Origin of the sequence: Bacteroides sp. 3_1_13 (genome assembly GCF_001185845.1) — a bacterium.
Taxonomy (GTDB): Bacteria; Bacteroidota; Bacteroidia; order Bacteroidales; family Bacteroidaceae; genus Bacteroides; species Bacteroides xylanisolvens.
This window is the reverse complement of record NZ_KQ236956.1, coordinates 777,836-797,198: the sequence shown is the minus strand read 5'-3', so window position 1 is coordinate 797,198 and position 19,363 is coordinate 777,836. Positions and strand designations below refer to the sequence as shown.

Here is a 19,363-nt window from a genome sequence, read left to right as displayed (position 1 = left end):
ATTTGCTGTTATAATAAGAGGCTGAAAAGCCTTGATCTTATAAAATGCCCCTTACTAGAACTAAACTGAACTCCTAAAATTTTGTATCCAACTTTTGGGATTCAGTTTAGTTCTTAGTAAAGGGCATTTTTCTTTTAGGAAGTCTCCGGACGGCATCTTCCCTTTCAATGGTTATTTATGCAACAGATTATCAGTTCCCGGAACGATCTTTCCCATTGACCATACGCAACGTACATTCAGTTCTTTGTCAAGAATCACAATATCGGCATCCTTACCCTTTGCTAACGCCCCTTTACGATCACTCACTCCAATTAAACGGGCAGGAGTTTCAGAAGCCATACGCACGGCATCTTCCAAAGGAATATTCGCTTTCTTTACCATAGTGCGAACCAACACATCCATTGTAGCCAAACTACCGGCCAACGCAGAATGATCCGCCATCTTGCATACGCCATCCTCTATGATATAGCGAGGATCAATCGGTTCATTCCCTTCATAAGCGGCATATGCCAAAGCATCGGTAACAAGGCAGGTATTCTCCACGCCTTTCAACTTATAAACCAGTTTCAGGATAGTGGCAGGCAAGTGAATACCGTCCGCAATCACTTCCACAGTCATTCCATCCGTCAGATACACACTTTCCACTGTACCCTCATATTTATATTCACGACGTTTATGGAAACCCGGCATCGCATTATAGAAATGAGCAGCATGAGAAAATCCTACTGCAAATGCAGCTTTAATTTCATCATATTCGGCTTCGGTATGTGTAACAGCAGTCATAATTCCTTTCGAACGGGTATACTTTGCAAAATCATGTGCACCGGGCAGTTCGGGACTAATATCCCAACGTCTGATACAAGACGTACGCTCCAACAAAGGAATATATTCATTTTCATCCGGAGTTTTCAGAAAACCGTCATACTGCGTACCCGCCATCTTCGGATTCAGATATGGGCCTTCGATATGCAGACCAAGAATCGGAGAATCCTTCTCTTTCATCAAGTGCTCACATACATCGACTGCCTGGTAGATTCTTTCGAATGAAGTAGAGGACAAAGTAGGAAATATACCGGTAGCACCATGTTTCAGATGTGCATTGGTTGCGGTGCGGAAAGCCTCTTCCGTTGCTTCCGTATAATCATGCCCACCACCTCCATGTGCATGCATACTTACGAATCCGGGCACTATCGTCATCCCTCTGGCATCAATAACCGTTGCACCGATAACCGCTAAATCACTATTAGTTACCTCTAATATTTTTCCATCACAAATCAATACGGAACCATCTTTCAACCAGCCTTGCGGGGTAAGTATTCTTCCGTTTATTATTTGAGTCAACATAGTCTTTGTTATTTATTAGATTTAAAACAGTTTGTTGGTGCCTTCCACCAGTTCTCCCATTGCCCATACAGCTCTCACATTCAGGTCTCTGTCCAAGGCAATTATATCAGCATCCTTGCCACGCTCCAGCGTTCCTTTACGGTCGAGCACTCCCATAATCCGGGCAGGAGTTTCGGAAGCCATTCTTATGGCATCTTCCAAAGGAATTTCCGCCTTTTGCACCATGGTACGAATCAAACGATCCATCGTTGCAACACTCCCGGCCAAGGCTGAATGGTCTGCCAACTTACAGACTCCATCCTCAATAATCACACGCGGGTCAAAGGCAACCTGGCTATCACTGGCGGCACAAGCCAACGCATCCGTTATCAGGCAAGTGCGTTCCACTCCTTTTATCTTATAGACAAGACGCAAGATCGTCGGAGGTACATGAATACCATCAGCCACCACTTCCACTGTCATATCACCAATCAGATAAATACTTTCTACTGTACCTTCATACTTGTACTCTTTCCGTTTATGGAAACCGGGCATCGCGTTATAAAAATGAGTGGCATGCGTATATCCCGCCTCATAAGCCGTCTGTATATCCTCAAATTCTGCCTGGGTATGTCCTACCGAAGCCAGAACACCTTTTGCCGTGATATATTTACCGAATTGCATGGCTCCGGGAAGTTCCGGTGCGGCATCCCAACGTTTGATACAGCGTGTTTCTTCCAATAACGGAATATATTCTTCGGGATCGGGATCTTTGATATTTTCCGGAATCTGTCCGCCTGCCATGTCCATATTGAAATAATGTCCTTCCAGATGGAGTCCGAGTACAGGGCTATTGGGCTCCGCCATCATTTTTTCAGTAGTTGCCGCAGCTGCACGGATCATCGGAATGGTAGAAGAAGAAAGGGTAGGAAAAATACTGGTGGTACCATGCTGCATGTGAGCCTTGATTGCTGTCCGGAAAGCCTCTTCGGTACCTTCCATAAAGTCTCTTCCACCGCCACCGTGAACATGGATTTCTACACCGCCCGGAACAATATACATTCCTTTGGCATCAATCAGTTTGGCTCCGATAATGGCAAGGTCACAATTGGTTACTTCCAGAATTTTGTTATCGCGAATAAGAACTGACCCATCCTTCAGCCAACCTTGAGGCGTCAGGATGCGTGCATTAATGATCTGTGTTAACATATCACAAATAGTTAAATTAATTAAAGGTCTGTGTGAATCAATGACGCTCTTTTTTGGGGGGAGTACATTGATTTTTTCGTTTGCAAAATTACGTTTTTCTATTCAATCTATCGATAAAATCGTCCGATAAACTTCTAATAAAGTCCAATATTAAACGATTATTCAACCATATATAAATCAGAATTCATCAATCATAAATAAAAAAAGGTTGCCAATCTTATCGACTGACAACCTTATGTCTATATGGAGCGGAAAACGAGACTCGAACTCGCGACCCTAACCTTGGCAAGGTTATGCTCTACCAACTGAGCTATTTCCGCAAACTAAATTTCGTCATTCAGAATTCTGAAAGATGGGTGCCCAGAACAGGACTCGAACCTGCATGCCTCTCGACACACGCACCTGAAACGTGCGCGTCTACCAATTCCGCCACCTGGGCAAAACTTAGTTCCATTATTTCAAAGAAACAAGAGCGGAAAACGAGACTCGAACTCGCGACCCTAACCTTGGCAAGGTTATGCTCTACCAACTGAGCTATTTCCGCATTTCACTTTCATAAACTGTGAAGAGAAGGAGACTCGAACTCCCACGACATAACTGTCACTACCCCCTCAAAGTAGCGCGTCTACCAATTCCGCCACCTCTCCATAATTTTAAAGTTTAACCTTTGTGCCCAGAACAGGACTCGAACCTGCATGCCTCTCGACACACGCACCTGAAACGTGCGCGTCTACCAATTCCGCCACCTGGGCAAAGATTATTGTTCCAACATTTCAAAGAAACATGAGCGGAAAACGAGACTCGAACTCGCGACCCTAACCTTGGCAAGGTTATGCTCTACCAACTGAGCTATTTCCGCATTTTTTCGTTTGCGGTTGCAAAGGTAGGGATTTTCCGTAAACCTGCAAACATTCTGCCTACTTTTTTCACAGAAATCTGTTCACTTTGCATCGACCGCAAAACAATCATTTTGATTATCAACTCATTCGGCCACGATAATCTTCATAAGAAAATTGCTTGTATATTTCAGCTTTCCCCTCTTTGGTCCAGATAGCAATGGCAGGATGGTGAATTCCGTTAAACATATTTGTCTTGACCATCGTATAATGAATCATATCTTCGAACACAATACGTTCTCCGATTTGCAAAGGATGATCGAAACTCCACAATCCCATATAGTCACCACTCAAACAGGAATTTCCTCCGAGACGATAAATATATTTTCCTTCGTTTCCCATTTCGGCACCACGCACGGCAGGCTGATAGGGCATTTCCAAACAATCGGGCATGTGGCAAGTGAAACTGACATTCAAAATAGCCGTCTTGATTCCACGACTTTCCACAATATCCACTACTTCGGAAGTCAGCACTCCCGTCTGCCATATAAAAGCCGAACCGGGTTCCAGGATAATTCGCAGATGAGGATGGCGTGCTTTTAATCCTTGCAATAGTGTTATCAAATGTTCGGTATCATAGTCTTTACGGGTCATCAGATGTCCACCACCGAGATTCAACCACTTTATCTGTGGAAACCAATGGGCAAATTTAGCTTCAAGATGTTCCAATGTACGTTCCAGCTCATAAGAAGAAGATTCACAGTGACAATGACAATGAAAGCCTTCAATACCTTGCGGTAATGCTTCGGGCAACAAATCGGCTGTTATCCCAAAACGTGTGCCGGGTGCACATGGATTATAAAGTTCGGTTTCCACTTCCGAATATTCAGGATTTACGCGGATACCACAAGAGATGCCACTTCCTTCTGCAACCACCATCGGATAGAAGCGTTCAAACTGCTGCATTGAGTTGAATGTGATATGACTGCTGCAACGCATGATTTCCGGGAAATCCTGTTCCGTATAAGCAGGAGAATATGTATGCGCCTTGCTGCCGAACTCTTCCAATGCCAAACGGGCTTCATACACCGAACTTGCCGTAGAATGATCTATATATTCACGGAATATGGGGAAAGAGCGCCACATGGCAAATGACTTAAAAGCAAGAATGATCTCCACTCCCGCCCTGTCGGCCACGCTTTTTATCAAACACAGGTTCTTTCTTAAAAGCTCTTCTTCCATGATGTAACAAGGAGAAGGGAACTGATTAAAATCTATCATATATAAATTATTATCTAAAATAACGCCTTACGAACGTGGATGCAAAAATACAAATTCAAAAGCAAAGAGGGATTGTTTTATTTTTAATTAAGATATTGGTTTTCGCGAACTTTTTCTTATTTTTACACCTTATATATTATAGTAAGTATTGTATCATCCTAAATACCCGATTAAAATGAATAAAGATTTAAGAAAAGTAGTGATTCTACTGGCACATCCTAACATCAAAGAATCACAAGCAAACAAAGCATTAGTTGATGCTGTCAGTGACATGGAAGGAGTGGCGGTTTTCAATCTTTACGAGCTGTCACAGGAAATTGCTTTCAATATAGATGAATGGAGTAAAATCATTTCCGATGCTTCGGCTGTCATCTATCAATTTCCTTTCTATTGGATGTCTGCACCGTCATTACTAAAGAAATGGCAGGATGAAGTCTTTACTTTTCTATCCAAGACTCCGGCTGTCGCCGGCAAACCGCTGACAGTAGTAACGACCACGGGTTCCGAATACGAGGCTTATCGCAGTGGAGGCAGAAACCGTTTCACTACGGACGAATTATTACGTCCTTATCAGGTAAATGCCATTCATTCGGGAATGTCATGGCAAACCCCTATTGTTGTTTATGGGATGGGAACGGCAGACGCCGGCAAGAATATCGCTGAAGGAGCAAATCTGTATAAACAACGTGTGGAGATGCTTATCGGTAACAGTAATGCAGGGAACAATTGGTAAGATTTATAAAGCGTAGCTTTAGATAGGATAAAGCTACGCTTTACAGTTGCTAAAGCATAGCTTTAGGTTTCACCAAACACTTCTTTTTCAATGTAAACACTGGCAGGAAAATAAACACTCCGATTACAGACATTATCAATCCCCCGATAGTACCTGCCGCCAATGGAAACCAGAAGCCTTCTTTTTCCATGCCTACCATAAAAGGAACGAATCCCAGAATGGTAGAAGTCACTGTTAGGAAAATAGGAATCACTTTAGTGTTCCAAGCTTTCACATAAGCCCGAAGCGGTGATAGACGCGGGAAACGTTTACGAACGGAATTATATTCATTCAAGATATAAATGCTCGCATTAACCGTAATACCACAAAGCAAAACAAAAGAAGCAAATCCTCCCTGGTCAAAATTCAGTTTGAACCAATAGAATGTCAGAAACACACCGATATAAGATACTGGGATCACAAAGAGAATGGCCAGCGGCTGTTTCAAAGAATTGAACAGGATACTCGTAATAAAGAAAATAATAGCAATCACAATCAAAAGCAGACGATATTGTTTATTATCCTTTCCTCCCCACGACCAGTTATTATCTTCCGATTTGGCAGTATATCCCATCGGAAGAATCTCATTAAACTCTTCCAGATCTTTTTTCAAGAGTTTATTTCCCTGTTCTGAAGAACCGATATACTCATATTGCAAACACAACCGATACTGTTGATTCTCCTTGGCCACTTCCTGTGGCATTTGTCCTTTTTCCACAGTTGCCAATTCTGAAAGTTTATATTCCCTCTCTCCTATTTGAAAAGGATAAAATTGCATCGCCCACACATCCCTATCTTCCGACTGACGCGAAGAAAGTTTTATCTTTTCCGTCCCCTCTTCCGCCATCACCGAACCTATTTCCATATTTCGCCCATATATCGGGTGGATAGCAGAAAACAACCTTCCAGCTCCAATCCCCTCCTCTGCCATCCGCTGTTTATTCAGATTAAAATAGAATTCCATATAATCATCTTTCCACCAAGAGAAATCAGAGCTGATCGTCACTTCCCGAATCCGGCGATGAGACAATAATTTTGCTTTTAATTTTTCTACCCAATCATACAGTTCATCATAATTATATCCATACATTTTTACCCGGAAAGAACCCGCATTCTCACGTACATCATTACTGAACCCCTGATCCTGCAAACCATATATACTCCAATTTCCACCTCCCAGTTGAAGTGCCTTACTAATCATATTCGCTTTCAACGTATAAGGAAAACCGCTTTTTTGGTGTTCTTTCGCAAAATAGATATGAATAGATGCTCTTCGGGCACTTTCTACAGATGTCTGGAACTGTTTAATCTCTTTAAATTCGCTCAAATAAGCTTCCATCCTCTTAATCAGTGTATTCATTTGCTCAAGTGTACTCCCATTCGGCAAATTAGCATTGGCATGAAGCACTACTTCTTCATTACGTGAAAAGTAACTCCCCTCATATACCTTTTGCACAAATAACCTTAGAGTACCTCCCAACGCTTTATCCACTATTGGTTTCACCTTTTCCTTATAAGTGGTGGTACCCAACGTTTGATTATAAGTTTTCGCCCATCTATCATCACCTTTCATCTTTTCCGGCAATAGAAATACCGGTAGTCCGAATGCCAACAATAACAAAATACATACCGCCACCCTCCAACGACAAAGTATTTGTATCAGCCACCTGTAACAACGACTGAAATAAACTGGAAGCCGACGTATTCTTGAGCGTATCCACACAAAGAAACGCACCTCCCCAATCTTCCATCGAACTATTGAAAGAGAAGATTTCTTTCTTCGTTTCAATCCTATTTTATCAATTAGAGAAGGAACAAAGAATAAAGCGACCAATAGTGATACTCCCAGATTTATAATCACTACCGCAGCAAAATCCTGCAAATTAAGACGTATCTTCTCATCCAGAAAAAAGATGATAACCAAAGCTCCCATCGTGGTCAACGTGGCTGCAAGAATAGACATAAATGCTTTCCGGTCTCTACGCCGCAAATAATGATCGCTCATTACAATTGTATTATCTATCACCAAATTTAATGAAACCGTAATACCCGCCAAAGAATACAATTGCATTTCCAATCCGAACGCATAATAAAGAATGACAGCTATTGCCATATTAACAGTCAGACTGATTACAATCAAAAAAAGATATTTGAGACTAAAGGTGATCAACAATACAAACAGGAGCAAAATCGCTACAGTCATTCCCGTACGCAAATAAATTTTCCCCAGTTCTTCCTGAATAAATTCCGTTGCATCGTAACTGGTGTGAATCTCATATCCTGCCGGAAGCAATAGCTGGTTATCATCCATAAACGCTTTTACCTTTTCACTCAATGCCAATTGATTTGCAGTTTCCTCTGCAACAATCGACAGGTAAATTGAATTCAGCCCATTAATTCGATAATAATTTTGTGGCTGCTCCTCCATACGGGAAACCTTCACAAGCTCATTCAAACCTATGATTTTACCATCTTTCATTTTTACCTTTATCCGCTCCGCATTAAACTCTTTGCCCTCCTGTTCGGGAATCAATGCCAAACGTATCCACTGTCTGCCCGAAGCAGCCTGTTCCACATCATAAGTACCCAAAAATTCCTTTTGATAATGTAACCGGACAGCCTGGCGAATATCATCCGTACTTATTCCAAGCGCACGCAATTGTTCCGAATCATACTCCAATCGCCATTCCATCGGAGTAGCTCCACTAAGATTGATTTTATAAATTCCCGGAATCTGTGCAAGACGCGTTTTTATATGTTCTTCCGCATACTGCTGAATTAAGAAAGGAGTAGCGGGTGCATTGATCGTAAATGCCATAAAAGGCCCCTGATTACTTTGCCCCGGACTGTGCATCTGAATATACGGATAGCTCACCCCATCCGGTAATTCCGGCCACGTCTGACGAATAATAGTAGAAGCTTCAAAGCGGGCAACCGCTGCATCTACATGTTTATCCAAATTTACACTGACACTTCCCCATCCGTTTCCTGAAGTGGAAGAAATCCCTCGAATTCCCTTCACACGGGCAAGCATTGCCTCCAACTTACTGGTAGCCGTCATTTCCACCACACGTGCTGAAGTACCGGGCATACTGAATCTCACCGTGAAACCGGGTAAGGTCCGCGACGGATTCAGTTTGACAGGCAGCAATGGAATGAGTGCCAGCCCAACTAATGCCACACAGACAAAAGCCACAATCAATGTGAAAGCAGAAGCCTTAGGAGATTTTACTATTTCAGAATCCATATTTAGCATTATCAATATTTATATAAATGGGAATTTAGCGGTTAAATGGGACTTTTGCAGTTAGGCTGAAAGCCTTACAATTATATATTTATTGGGGTGCCCTGAAAGGGCTTAATTATATAGCGTAGGGCAACGCCCTACGAAAAAAACACACCAGCCACAAGCCCTGAAAGGGCGGAACTGTATACAATTATGCCCTTTCAGGGCGCAAATTCAGATTGTCGTTTTTACGTAGGGCGTTGCCCTACGCTATATAATTAAGCCTTTTCAGGGCACTCCGCAAAATTATCATTTAACCAACTTTCCTCCATTAAAATCAAACCTGTCCGAAAGTGAAAGCTTCGCTGCAAAATCAAATAAAGTAAGCCGGCGTATCTTATAATAATTCAGCCAGTAGTTCTGCAAGGCAGAGATAAAATTACGTTGTGCCTGTTGCTGCCTGTTGAGAGAAAGAGTCAAGCTATTAATATCCGCCTTGCCGATAATAAAACGCTGTTTAGTCTCATTATAAGCAAGTATAGACAGATCCAACGCTTCTTCCGCACTGGCTATCAATTGCTGCTGGATATTAAAATCACTTACCGTCATAATCACTTCCTCCTCGATGCTTATCTCATCCTGACGTGCCGAGATCTTCACTACATTCAGATTATTTCTTGCCATATTATACTTACCCTTACGAACACCCCAGTCCAATAACGGAATAGAAACACTGACTGCCACCAAATCCTGCTGCATCGGTTTATGATACACATCTCCAAAATTATCTGCTACCTGATTAAAACCGATACTGGCATTCACACTTGCGTTAAAGCGAGATTCTTTCTTCGTCTTATCCACATTCCGTTCCGCTTCAAGTACATTCTGTTTCAGTTCCAACAATTGCGGGTTATTATTCCTGCCCCACCTCAAAGCCTCATCTACCGGAATATCCACCATCTCCGGACGAGAAGGAAGTTCCAGTTTGATTTGCGTATTCTTATCCAGATTGAGAAAAGAAGCCAGTGAAAACATAGCCCGTTTCAGGTCACTTGCTTTATTCTGCAATGTATTCTGCGCATTCACACGATCCAGTTTCAATGTCAACAAATCAGCCTGTGAGATAGCTGCAATTCGGTGACGTTGTTGCCCGATACGATACAATGTGTCCGTAGAAGCCAAGTTTTCTTTAGCAAGATTATATTCTGCCTGCGCCATAGCCAAAGAGAAAAAATAATTCGTAGCCGTTTCCGACACTTTTTCCACATTATAGAGAAATTCCTTTTTCACACGCTCATACTTCAACGGTTCTATCTTCCGTTCCCATTTGAAGGAGTTATATCCTACCAGACTTTGCGAATATCCGATTCGTATGGGAACACTCGTAAGTTGCGTAGCACTGTTACTTCCGAAGTTACGCATATAGGCAAGATTCGATTCCAGATAAAAAGTACCTCCGGTTAAATCAAAGTTCTGTTTTACACTCAATCCTCCATAAGCATAGTAAGACTGTTGCGTACGGTATACATCCAAATCCTGTCCCGAATCGTATCGTTTCGTTATATCCCGGTTATATTGTGCCGGAGTAACATCCAGTGTCAGACTAGGCAAACGATTTGCCCGAAAAGTCCTATACTCCCAATAACCGGATAAATACATATTCTGCGTACGGAATGATTCCAGCGAACTGTCGTTAGCAAGAGAAATTGTCCTGTTCAAATCCAATACCAGGTGTTTCTGTGCCCAAAGTGAAGATTCACCACCAAACATACAGAAGACACAGAGGAAGACAGGAATTCTTTTCTTTAATCTATTCATAACTTTCATTTTAGAACTATTAGTTATTACTTTCTAGCTGTTACTTATTTTCTTGTTACGGTAAATAAACCAGTAAAGTAACGGTATGATAAATAAGCTCACCGCCGTACCAATTGACATTGTCCCTATCATAGCAATAGACAACGGTTTTTGTAACTCCGAGCCCATATCTGAAGAAAAAAGCAGTGGCACCATTGCGAAGATGGTAGTCAGCGAAGTCATGATAATCGGTCGCAAACGCCTGCGGCCAGCTTCATGTATCGCTTCTAATAACGGAACACCCACTTTACGCAATTCATTGATAGCATCCAGCTTCAGAATAGAGTCATTGATTACAATACCGCAGGTAACAATCAACCCGATAGCAGACATCAAATTCAGCGTATGTCCGCAAATCCAGAGTAAAAGCAGTGCAAATGCGAGGTCAATCGGTATCTCCGCCAAAACAAGCAAAGGCTGCAAAAAGCTTTCAAACTGTGCGGCAAGAATAAAATACATCAGTAACAGTGAAATAAATAAGATGATCACCAATTCATCCAACATCTCACTGTTAGAAAAGAAACTGCCGGAGAATCCAGTATCCCAGTCTTTCATATTTTCTGCCGTTTGTTTCACCTCCTTTATCAGTTTGTTTCCGTCCTGTACGCCATAAAAATCAAAAGGAACATATTCCCCGTTACGTCCGGCAGTAATACTCTTCAAGTCCTCGGCAGGAGTAACCATCACCAGTTCCCGGAGTGGAATGTACTCTCTGTTTCCTCTATTGTCCGGTTCAGTCTGTATCAGTGTTTCCTGTAATATTTCATTCACCGTCTTCTCACTGCCCGCAACGTTGATCGGAAGATATTGCTGGTAAGAATGCAACATAGTCACACTATTTTCCCGGAAAGCAGTTTTCAAAACTCTATAAAGTTCATTGTAAGCAACACGATAAAGCAATAGTTTCTCCTTATTGATACTTAGGTTCAGTTGGTTCTCAAAGGCAATGCCTGTAGGAGCAATTCCCGTCCTACGGGCTAACTCCAACTCCACACTCCGGATCGTTTCCGCTTCCGGTGCTTTTGCCTTATTACGGGTGTAAAATTCAGCTATGATATCCGGTTCTCCCGTGACAAAGAGTTTCTCAAATACAGTCTCTGGTGGAGAGAAAGAAATAACGGAAAGCGGATAACGTTCTTTCAGTTTATGGTATATCTCCTGCTGCAAAGGAATGATTGTTTCTGATGTTTCCGTTCGAAAATAAAGTTCTGCTTCGGAAGAAGAAAGTTCCCTTTCACGATTCAGAAGAAAATCCTGCCTGCCAACCGATGCCGTGTGCTCCAATACCTGTTCTTTTAAATCCCTAAAAAGCTCATCCACACGCCGCCTGTTTTCATCCACATGAATATTCTCATTCCACTCGATTCGGGCAATCAATTCATTCTCTTCTATATCAGGCATCCGTTGCTTGTCGATAAAGAAAAAGAAGAATACACAAAGCGGGATGGAGACAACACAAAACAATACACTAAACGTTTTGTGACGAAATACCCAATCTACACCGGCATCATAAAAACGATCCAATGTGTGATCCTTCATCGGGTTATTGAATTTAAAAGAAAGCCATTTCCATTTCCGGGTATGAATACCTGTCCGATAGACCAACAGATAAAGCACCGGAAGAAGCATAATACCGGTAAAATACGAAACCATCAATCCCACTGTAACCGAAAAAGCCTGATCATAGAAGATAGCTCCGGCAATGCCACTCATAAAAATCAAAGGAGCAAACACGGCAATGGTAGTCAGGGAAGAACTCAACATGGGTGTCACCACTTCACTTGTTCCTGTTATACAGGCACGACGCAATGAATAGCCCCGCTCCCGGTATTGGGATATATTTTCGGTCACAATAATCGAACTGTCAATCATCATACCCAATGCCAGAATTAATCCGGCAAGCGAAATGATATTCAGGGACATATTACACAGATAGAAGAAAACAAAACTAATCACGATAGAGACTACCATACTAAGTCCGATTACCAACGGAGATTTCACATCTCCCAAAAACAGGACAGCTACCAGGCAGATAAAAAGAAAACCTAAAGTTAGATTCTGTTGCAGGTTTGAAATTGTGTAATCCAACAATTCTGTCTGGTTGCGACTGATACTAAAATCGATTTCCGGATATACCCGCCTAAAATGCTCCATCGTCCTTACCAAAGACTGCTTCATCTTATCCATATTCTCGTCCGCCTGCTTGATAACAGCCAGAGTCACTGCCCTTTTCCCGTTCGATACAGATACACCTTTTTCTTTTACGGGCACGATAGTAACTTTGCAGAAGTCCTTTAGTTGGACAATGCGATCCCCCTTACGCAGGTATATATTTTCCACATCTTCTGCGGTACGCAACAGAGTGGAGAATTTTATACTATATTCATAGTATCCGTCGCGTACTGTCATACTGCCCGGCTCCACATTATTGGCAGCCAAAGCCGATTCAATATCCTCAATGGAAAGTCCCATCATAGCCAGTTTATCCTCATCGGGTACAATCTGTACCTGACGCTCCACCAATCCGGTCACGTCTACCATAGCCACTTCTTCAAGCTGTTCTATCCTGCGCTTGATCACCGATTCGGCAAATTCACACAAATTCAGGAAAGATTGCTGTCCTACCGTACTATAAGCACTATCATTCTTTAAGGTCAGATTCAGGTAAAACACGGGTATATCCGTTGCGCTTGCCTTAATAACTTTCGGGCGTTCAGTATCCTTGGGAAGATAATTCATTGCAGCGTCTATTTTTTCATTGACCTCTATAAAGGCAAGATCCGTATTAGTACCGAAATCAAAAGACAGATGGATCATACCTGCTCCGTCTCTCGATTCACTATGAATATCTTTCAATGTAGACACCTGAATCAGTTGTCCCCGTAAAGGTTTCACAATCGTGTTTTCCAGTTCACGGGCAGAGGTATTGGCGGCAGACACCTGTATCGTTATCTCCGGAATGGCAATATCCGGAAGCAATGATATAGGCAAAGTATTATATGTCACCAGCCCGATTATAAAACAGGCAGTAAAAGCCATCAATACAGCGATAGGGCGTTGAATTAAAAATTTTATCATAATTACTTGATTTTGGCACAGATTATCTTACATTTACTGCCGCTTCATGCGCCAGATTCAGATTTCCGGTCACAATAATCGTATCTCCTTCCAATAACCCCTCTTCAATCCCTTTCTGTGATTTATCCGAAACAACATATTCCGTTGCATTTTCCAATCCTGTATGCACATAATTCCACATAGCCTTGCCTTCTTGTAAAGTAAATACCACTTGCTTACCGGAGCGTAATACAACAGCCGTTTTAGGAATGACCAATTGTTGTCCTAAACTTCTTCTAACACTTACCCTTACATTCATACCACTGAACAGTTTTCCTTGTCCGTTTACTACAGCCTTCACCTTTACCATTCCGTTCGAATCTACCAATGGATTGATTTCAGATACGCTGCCTTCAAACGAATCTCCTCCGGCATAAGGAGTAATCATCACCTTATCACCTGTTTTAATAAAAGCCAACTCATTCTCCAACACTGTAAAATCAGCTTCCATCCCACGGGTATCAATAACCGTACAAAACACCTCGGAAGTATTAGCTAAATTATATGGTTTAGAAAACAGATTAGCCACTATTCCATCGAAAGGAGCAACCAGTGTAGCATGTTCCGTTTCTCTTTTCACCAATTCATATTGAGATCTCGACTGCTCATATCCGCTCTTCACTTTCGCAAGTCTCATTGTTTCTACAGGAACTTTGCTGAAATCTTCGGAGGTATATCCCTGTCCGATCAATACATCTTTCAGTTCCAATTCGGCTTTCAACAAAGCATCTTCCGCTTGAGATAGCTTCTGCTCCAAGCGAAACTTATCCAGTTCAGCTAATTTCTGTCCTTTATGTACGCGGTCACCATTCTTCACATAAATACGGACAATAACTTCACTTGTCTCAAAACGAAGATCAGCCTGTCCGAGAGCACTTACTTTACCGTTACTGACTAATTCGTGATGAAAATCACGTCTCTTTAGTATTTGAGTAGTGACTTCATTCTTAGCATCAGGAAGAATCGTGGAAACACCTATTTCCAGCTTATCAGTACTATTTTTCTTGTCAAAGCAAGAGGTTATCCCAACATAGATTAAACAATATAATAGAATCCATATACAATTGTATTTTCTCATAACTACATTCCAATTTATTAAGTAGCCGACTCTCTTACTACAGCATTTTTGTTCTTTTCCGTTTCAAATAAAATATAATAGGATTCGATTCATTATTCAGTTGTTCCAAACACTTTAAACTGTTTATCTTTTCTTTAAATCGCCCTTCATTTTTTTCTTTAATAAATCTTTCCATTGCAAAAGGATGAATAGAGCCATAGATTCCAGCAGAATCAGCAAAACAGATATTCAAATCCACTCCATGATAATCAGATGTATTATAAAGCAAATCATTCGCTAAAAAATCCGTATGGCGGAACGTTGAGGTATTCTTATCATAAAATAAATAGTTTGCTATTCCTCCTTCTTCATATTTAAGAAATATATAATCATCAAATTCCATAAAACTGTTTATATTATAAATGCGGGATATCCGACGCAAAGAGTTATAACGTTCTGCCGGTTCTCCTTCTGTTTTTTCCAATTCCTCTTTACTTAACCAATTCTTACTTTTCAAACATATATACGGTTTTACCCCCTTCAGAGTTAGCTCCATCACCATATTCATAAATGGTTGGACAAATTTGACATCCTTTCCATCAAGTTGGTCGTAAAAAACGTCACTGACAAAATGGATCTTATCCCATCCCAAATTATAGTCTTTATAATTCATCCAAGTTACCTCCTCGCCTTTGCTCATATTTAACATACGAAGCAATTGTTTCTGAGAATCCGAGATGTTCGATAAATAAAAAGCATCTGTGTAAAGGCAACTATCTAAAACCGCTAAATGAAATCTCCGTACCTCCATTCCACTTAGTCTAATACTATTTAAATACTTCCCATTATCTAATGCATATTTATGAACAGAGTATAATCGATTGTCCAAAAGATAAATAATTCGATTGGTCGGGTCAATACTGAAATCAGAAATAGAAGTATATTCACCCGGACCTTGGCCAAGCTTTCCTATACGAAATAAGAAAGCTCCTTTTTTATCAAATACCAATACACTTTTGGAAATAGATTTATCCAAAACAAACAAATGGTTATCAATTTCCTGTATTTTGCTTATTCTTCCAAGTAATACATCTTTTCTCGTTTCTAATGGTATTATTTCCATACTATCAAAATATGAAGACATATTTATAATATATTCCTTTTCAACATGATCCAAATCAATAATGTATCGAGCCGTATCTGAAAGTAGTCCCTCTACATTATACAATTGAGTCCTATTTCCACAACTCATTATAATAGCACTCATGAATATCATTTCTAACAAATGAATTATATATCTTCCCATCTTATTGTTGTTTTTACGTTACTCAATAAGAGTGTATCTTTTAAACAATACACTCTTATCATATTACTTATTATCACCAACAACCTCCAGTGGAGGTTTGATCATTTCTTCCTGTCTCATGACCACCACAATCGTAATAGAATTGGATATATCCAGTTCTGCATGAGCCAACCAATCCGCTATTACAATCATACGTATCTACAACAGTGGAAGCATTACATCCATTTTCATAGTCCCATCTAGACTCTGTATAATGATCTGTAACATAGGGCTCACAAGTCCATCCAAAATCCGATTCATTATTACTAGCCAATGCTTCCACATTGGTTAATATTAAATCTGATACTTCCACATTATTCTGTGAAGTATATACATTGTAGCCAGCCATAACAGTTACAACAGCTACCAAAATAGACGTAATGAATAATCTTTTTTTCATTGTAATTCATTTCAGGTTTTTAACTCTTATTTTTTCTTCCTAAACATAACAAAAATCTATTTTGTCAACATTATCACACTCCGATTATTACTATCACCTCCTTTCTTTTATAATATGTCTTCAATAATCACCTTAATTTCTTTACTTCCTCCCTCATTTCCCTTACCGCTGTCGATTGAATCTTTGGCTCTTTCGTCAAAACGAGCTCAACCACATTTCTTAATTTTTCAGGTTGCTGATATTCCAGCTCCGCATACAACTTTGCCAGAAGATAATATGGATAAATTCGTCCCGGAAGTCGATGCGTAGATCGAATCAGACTCTCTTCCGCTTTCTCATACTTTCCTGATGCCTGATAATTTTTACCAATAATATTCAGAATCATTGGATCATTACTATGCTCCATGGCTTCTTTCAACACTTTTGTAGAGCTATCATATTGTTTCAATTTATGCAAACAATACCCGTATTCAAAAAGAAAGGCTCCCCGATTCTTCAATTCGGGATACAACGTCTCATATTCTTCTTTAGCTGATTGGTATGCTCCGATATTATAGAGCATTTTACTACGATACCAATTCTTACATGCATCATATTGATTGTATTTCCAATAATATGTCCCTAATAGAATTATTATCGAAATAAAAAATAATAGCATTATCTTCGAGCGCCCAATAACACAAGCTGCCAAAAGGAAATAGAAGGTCACTGCAAATCCGGGAATCTGCATCGGATAAGAAGAAAAAGCAAATACTAAAACAGAAATTACACCACCGCAAATACCTATTCGTCCTTCCCTATTCCCCTTCCAAAGACAAAACGCAATTATTAATAAAACGACAAATAAAAAAGGAATCCCATATTCTGTTGCTACTTGAAGATATTCATTAAAAGCATATTCCGGACTACCCGCCACCAATTCTTCCGTTTCCGAATACTCTTCGTTTGCAAAATAACTCTCCTGTGCCCTGCCATAAGCTGAAACAAAATTTCCAGTTCCATGTCCTATAACAGGACTTTCGGCAATAGCAAGAGTACTAATTTTCCACATGAACAGGCGCCCATTAGCGGAAGTTGCTTTTAACTGAAAAAGTGAGTAAACAACCATTATGAATATAATGCCTCCTGCGATACAAGCCAACACTACTTTTTTCTTATATCTCTTTCTAATCGCCTTCAGTCTACTTCCCCATGAAACATGCATTCCATACACCCATGCCCCCGATACTGCGACGGCAATCCAAGCCGAACGACTCATTCCGGCAGGTAGCACACAAAGAATCAACAACATCACTCCTAATGCCATGTAATACTTTCCCTGTTCTATCCATGTACGTTCCGTCTTTTCTTTCAAATTTAGCCATTCATGTAGGCAAAGCGGAAATATCATTGCCAAATATCCCGAGTAAGGTCCCGGATTATAGAAAGACCCTGTAAGTGCATATAAGGAATGATTAGAAACAGCGAAACCATATATTTGCCTTAAGCCCCATATAGCTTCAATCCCTCCCAATATAATCAATACCCACGTCACTATTGACGGAAAAGACAGATATTGTTTCTTATTCAAGCAAAGAAAAGGCAAACAACACACAGCAAAAACAACAGTCATGCGTCCCAACCATAGTTTTTGATAGGCCATTTCACCAACAGAAATGTCGTTCGGAGTAGGAAAAGCTACTACACACAAGATTGACGCAACTCCTAAGAGTGCTATCAAACCTGCCATACTTTTCCTTTCAATTTTTATCAACTTTAATTTGACTTTCATGTTCTTCAATTATCTGACTACTGCCCGATAAAAAGCAATAACCGGATTATCTCCCTCTACATCATACGTTTTAAATAAATCCGGATAATCCTCAAGAGGATTTTCAGAAAAAGCATAATCGAGATACTCTGGTGTCAATATGCTGTAAAAGCAATCCTTATAAATACCGTCAATCGTATCAATTAAAGATGAATGCAGAAATTTAATCCTTTTGGTACAGTATACTTGTTTACTCTCTTCTACATTATATAAACAAGACCAAATATATCCATCCTTCACAAAACGAAAAAACAATAATCCGCCATACTCATATATATCAGTTATACCTAAGGAGTATCCTGAACGCAACAAACTCATTTCATTAGGTCTCTCTTCTATCATCGATGCTGGCAAGGGGTTCGGCAAATTAATCCGGAAACGCGGAACAACACTATCTTCATGAATCTGATAAACAATATTATCAAAATCCCTACAATAATACAACTTCGAATTATTATCATACAAATTGTGTCCTGAAGGCGAAAATGGATAGTCTTCTTTATTGTTTTCATGTTCAAAGTATCGTTTCCCTATGGTAATGCCATCTTTTGATGCTAACAGGTAATAATGCAAGGAAACATCATCTTGATAGTTTCGATGTAAACGGTTATGATAAAAGAAGTATCCTCCCCAATAGGCTATTTCAGCCGGTGTAGGTTTATTAAACTTCTCACTTTTGACAAACCTACCATCCTCGGTCGAATAAAACATCAACGACTGTTTCATATTATCATAAATCACCAGTTGATGCAAACTAGCATTTACTGCAAAAGCATTTATATCCGTATATTCTCCGGGACCCTGTCCTCTGGCATTCAATTGAAACAACAATTCACCGGACATATCATAACATACAATGCCTGCTCCCATATCCCATAAATAAATTCGTTCATCTGCAATCTGGATCTTTTTAATACGGCTTAACAAAGGAATCGCCGATAGTTTAACGTAAGATACCGGTTGCAATATAGTTTCCAGTTTATCATAAGTTTCTCCTGTCATTTCAACGATAACGTCCTGCGGACTAGACAGAGAGATAACTCCGGAGCCGACACTTAAAGACGTTTTATTATGAGTACACGACACAGCAAGACAAACTACCATTATTATAACAATACACTTATTCATTT

At 40.3% G+C, this 19,363-nt stretch carries 12 protein-coding genes and 6 tRNA genes; 1 reads left to right on the top strand and 17 read right to left on the bottom strand.

The features are described from left to right. Window positions 1-171: 171 nt before the first annotated feature. The 9 genes from nagA (HMPREF9009_RS15730) to nspC form a co-directional block, all read right to left on the bottom strand. Complete coding sequence (nagA, locus tag HMPREF9009_RS15730; protein WP_009039517.1) at window positions 172-1,344, bottom strand: N-acetylglucosamine-6-phosphate deacetylase; 1,173 nt, start codon at window positions 1,342-1,344, stop codon at window positions 172-174. A 21-nt stretch (window positions 1,345-1,365) separates the two neighbouring features. Further along, entirely contained in the window at window positions 1,366-2,532 is a 1,167-nt protein-coding gene (gene nagA / locus HMPREF9009_RS15725; protein WP_049702669.1) for an N-acetylglucosamine-6-phosphate deacetylase, read from the bottom strand. 244 nt (window positions 2,533-2,776) lie between these two features. Next, a tRNA-Gly gene (locus HMPREF9009_RS15720) sits at window positions 2,777-2,852 on the bottom strand. A 37-nt stretch (window positions 2,853-2,889) separates the two neighbouring features. Further along, window positions 2,890-2,971: transfer RNA gene (locus HMPREF9009_RS15715), tRNA-Leu, on the bottom strand. Window positions 2,972-3,003: 32 nt separating this feature from the next. Then, window positions 3,004-3,076 (bottom strand) — tRNA-Gly (locus HMPREF9009_RS15710). 19 nt (window positions 3,077-3,095) lie between these two features. Beyond that, window positions 3,096-3,179 (bottom strand) — tRNA-Leu (locus tag HMPREF9009_RS15705). Window positions 3,180-3,202: 23 nt separating this feature from the next. After that, window positions 3,203-3,284, bottom strand: a tRNA-Leu gene (locus HMPREF9009_RS15700). A gap of 34 nt (window positions 3,285-3,318) precedes the next feature. Then, window positions 3,319-3,391: transfer RNA gene (locus HMPREF9009_RS15695), tRNA-Gly, on the bottom strand. Window positions 3,392-3,509: 118 nt separating this feature from the next. Next, window positions 3,510-4,649 carry a carboxynorspermidine decarboxylase gene (nspC, locus tag HMPREF9009_RS15690; RefSeq protein WP_049702668.1) on the bottom strand — a complete coding sequence of 380 codons (1,140 nt, stop codon included), beginning with the start codon at window positions 4,647-4,649 and terminating at the stop codon, window positions 3,510-3,512. Window positions 4,650-4,824: 175 nt separating this feature from the next. Between nspC and HMPREF9009_RS15685 the strand changes: the two genes are divergently transcribed. Further along, window positions 4,825-5,382, top strand: coding sequence for an NAD(P)H-dependent oxidoreductase (locus HMPREF9009_RS15685; RefSeq protein ID WP_049702667.1), 558 nt, complete (start codon window positions 4,825-4,827; stop codon window positions 5,380-5,382). A 49-nt stretch (window positions 5,383-5,431) separates the two neighbouring features. Here the strand turns inward: HMPREF9009_RS15685 and HMPREF9009_RS15680 are convergent, their stop codons facing one another. From HMPREF9009_RS15680 to HMPREF9009_RS15645, 8 genes are all read right to left on the bottom strand, one after another. Beyond that, window positions 5,432-8,677, bottom strand: a complete 3,246-nt coding sequence (locus HMPREF9009_RS15680) for an efflux RND transporter permease subunit (RefSeq protein ID WP_049702666.1) — start codon at window positions 8,675-8,677, stop codon at window positions 5,432-5,434. Window positions 8,678-8,956: 279 nt separating this feature from the next. Further along, window positions 8,957-10,417 carry a TolC family protein gene (locus HMPREF9009_RS15675; protein WP_085931287.1) on the bottom strand — a complete coding sequence of 487 codons (1,461 nt, stop codon included), beginning with the start codon at window positions 10,415-10,417 and terminating at the stop codon, window positions 8,957-8,959. Between the two features lie 81 nt (window positions 10,418-10,498). Further along, on the bottom strand, window positions 10,499-13,582 hold the full coding sequence (locus HMPREF9009_RS15670) for an efflux RND transporter permease subunit (RefSeq protein WP_049702665.1): 3,084 nt from the start codon (window positions 13,580-13,582) through the stop codon (window positions 10,499-10,501). A gap of 22 nt (window positions 13,583-13,604) precedes the next feature. After that, on the bottom strand, window positions 13,605-14,699 hold the full coding sequence (locus HMPREF9009_RS15665) for an efflux RND transporter periplasmic adaptor subunit (RefSeq protein WP_049702664.1): 1,095 nt from the start codon (window positions 14,697-14,699) through the stop codon (window positions 13,605-13,607). Between the two features lie 37 nt (window positions 14,700-14,736). Continuing rightward, window positions 14,737-15,984 carry a 6-bladed beta-propeller gene (locus HMPREF9009_RS15660; RefSeq protein ID WP_049702663.1) on the bottom strand — a complete coding sequence of 416 codons (1,248 nt, stop codon included), beginning with the start codon at window positions 15,982-15,984 and terminating at the stop codon, window positions 14,737-14,739. 73 nt (window positions 15,985-16,057) lie between these two features. Then, the gene (locus HMPREF9009_RS15655; protein ID WP_049702662.1) at window positions 16,058-16,423 is read right to left on the bottom strand and encodes an NVEALA domain-containing protein; all 366 of its coding nucleotides are present in this window, start codon (window positions 16,421-16,423) and stop codon (window positions 16,058-16,060) included. A 127-nt stretch (window positions 16,424-16,550) separates the two neighbouring features. Next, window positions 16,551-18,194: an O-antigen ligase family protein gene (locus tag HMPREF9009_RS15650; RefSeq protein WP_049702661.1), complete on the bottom strand. Its 1,644-nt coding sequence runs from the start codon at window positions 18,192-18,194 to the stop codon at window positions 16,551-16,553. Window positions 18,195-18,203: 9 nt separating this feature from the next. Then, entirely contained in the window at window positions 18,204-19,361 is a 1,158-nt protein-coding gene (locus tag HMPREF9009_RS15645) for a 6-bladed beta-propeller (protein WP_232313596.1), read from the bottom strand. Window positions 19,362-19,363 lie beyond the last annotated feature (2 nt).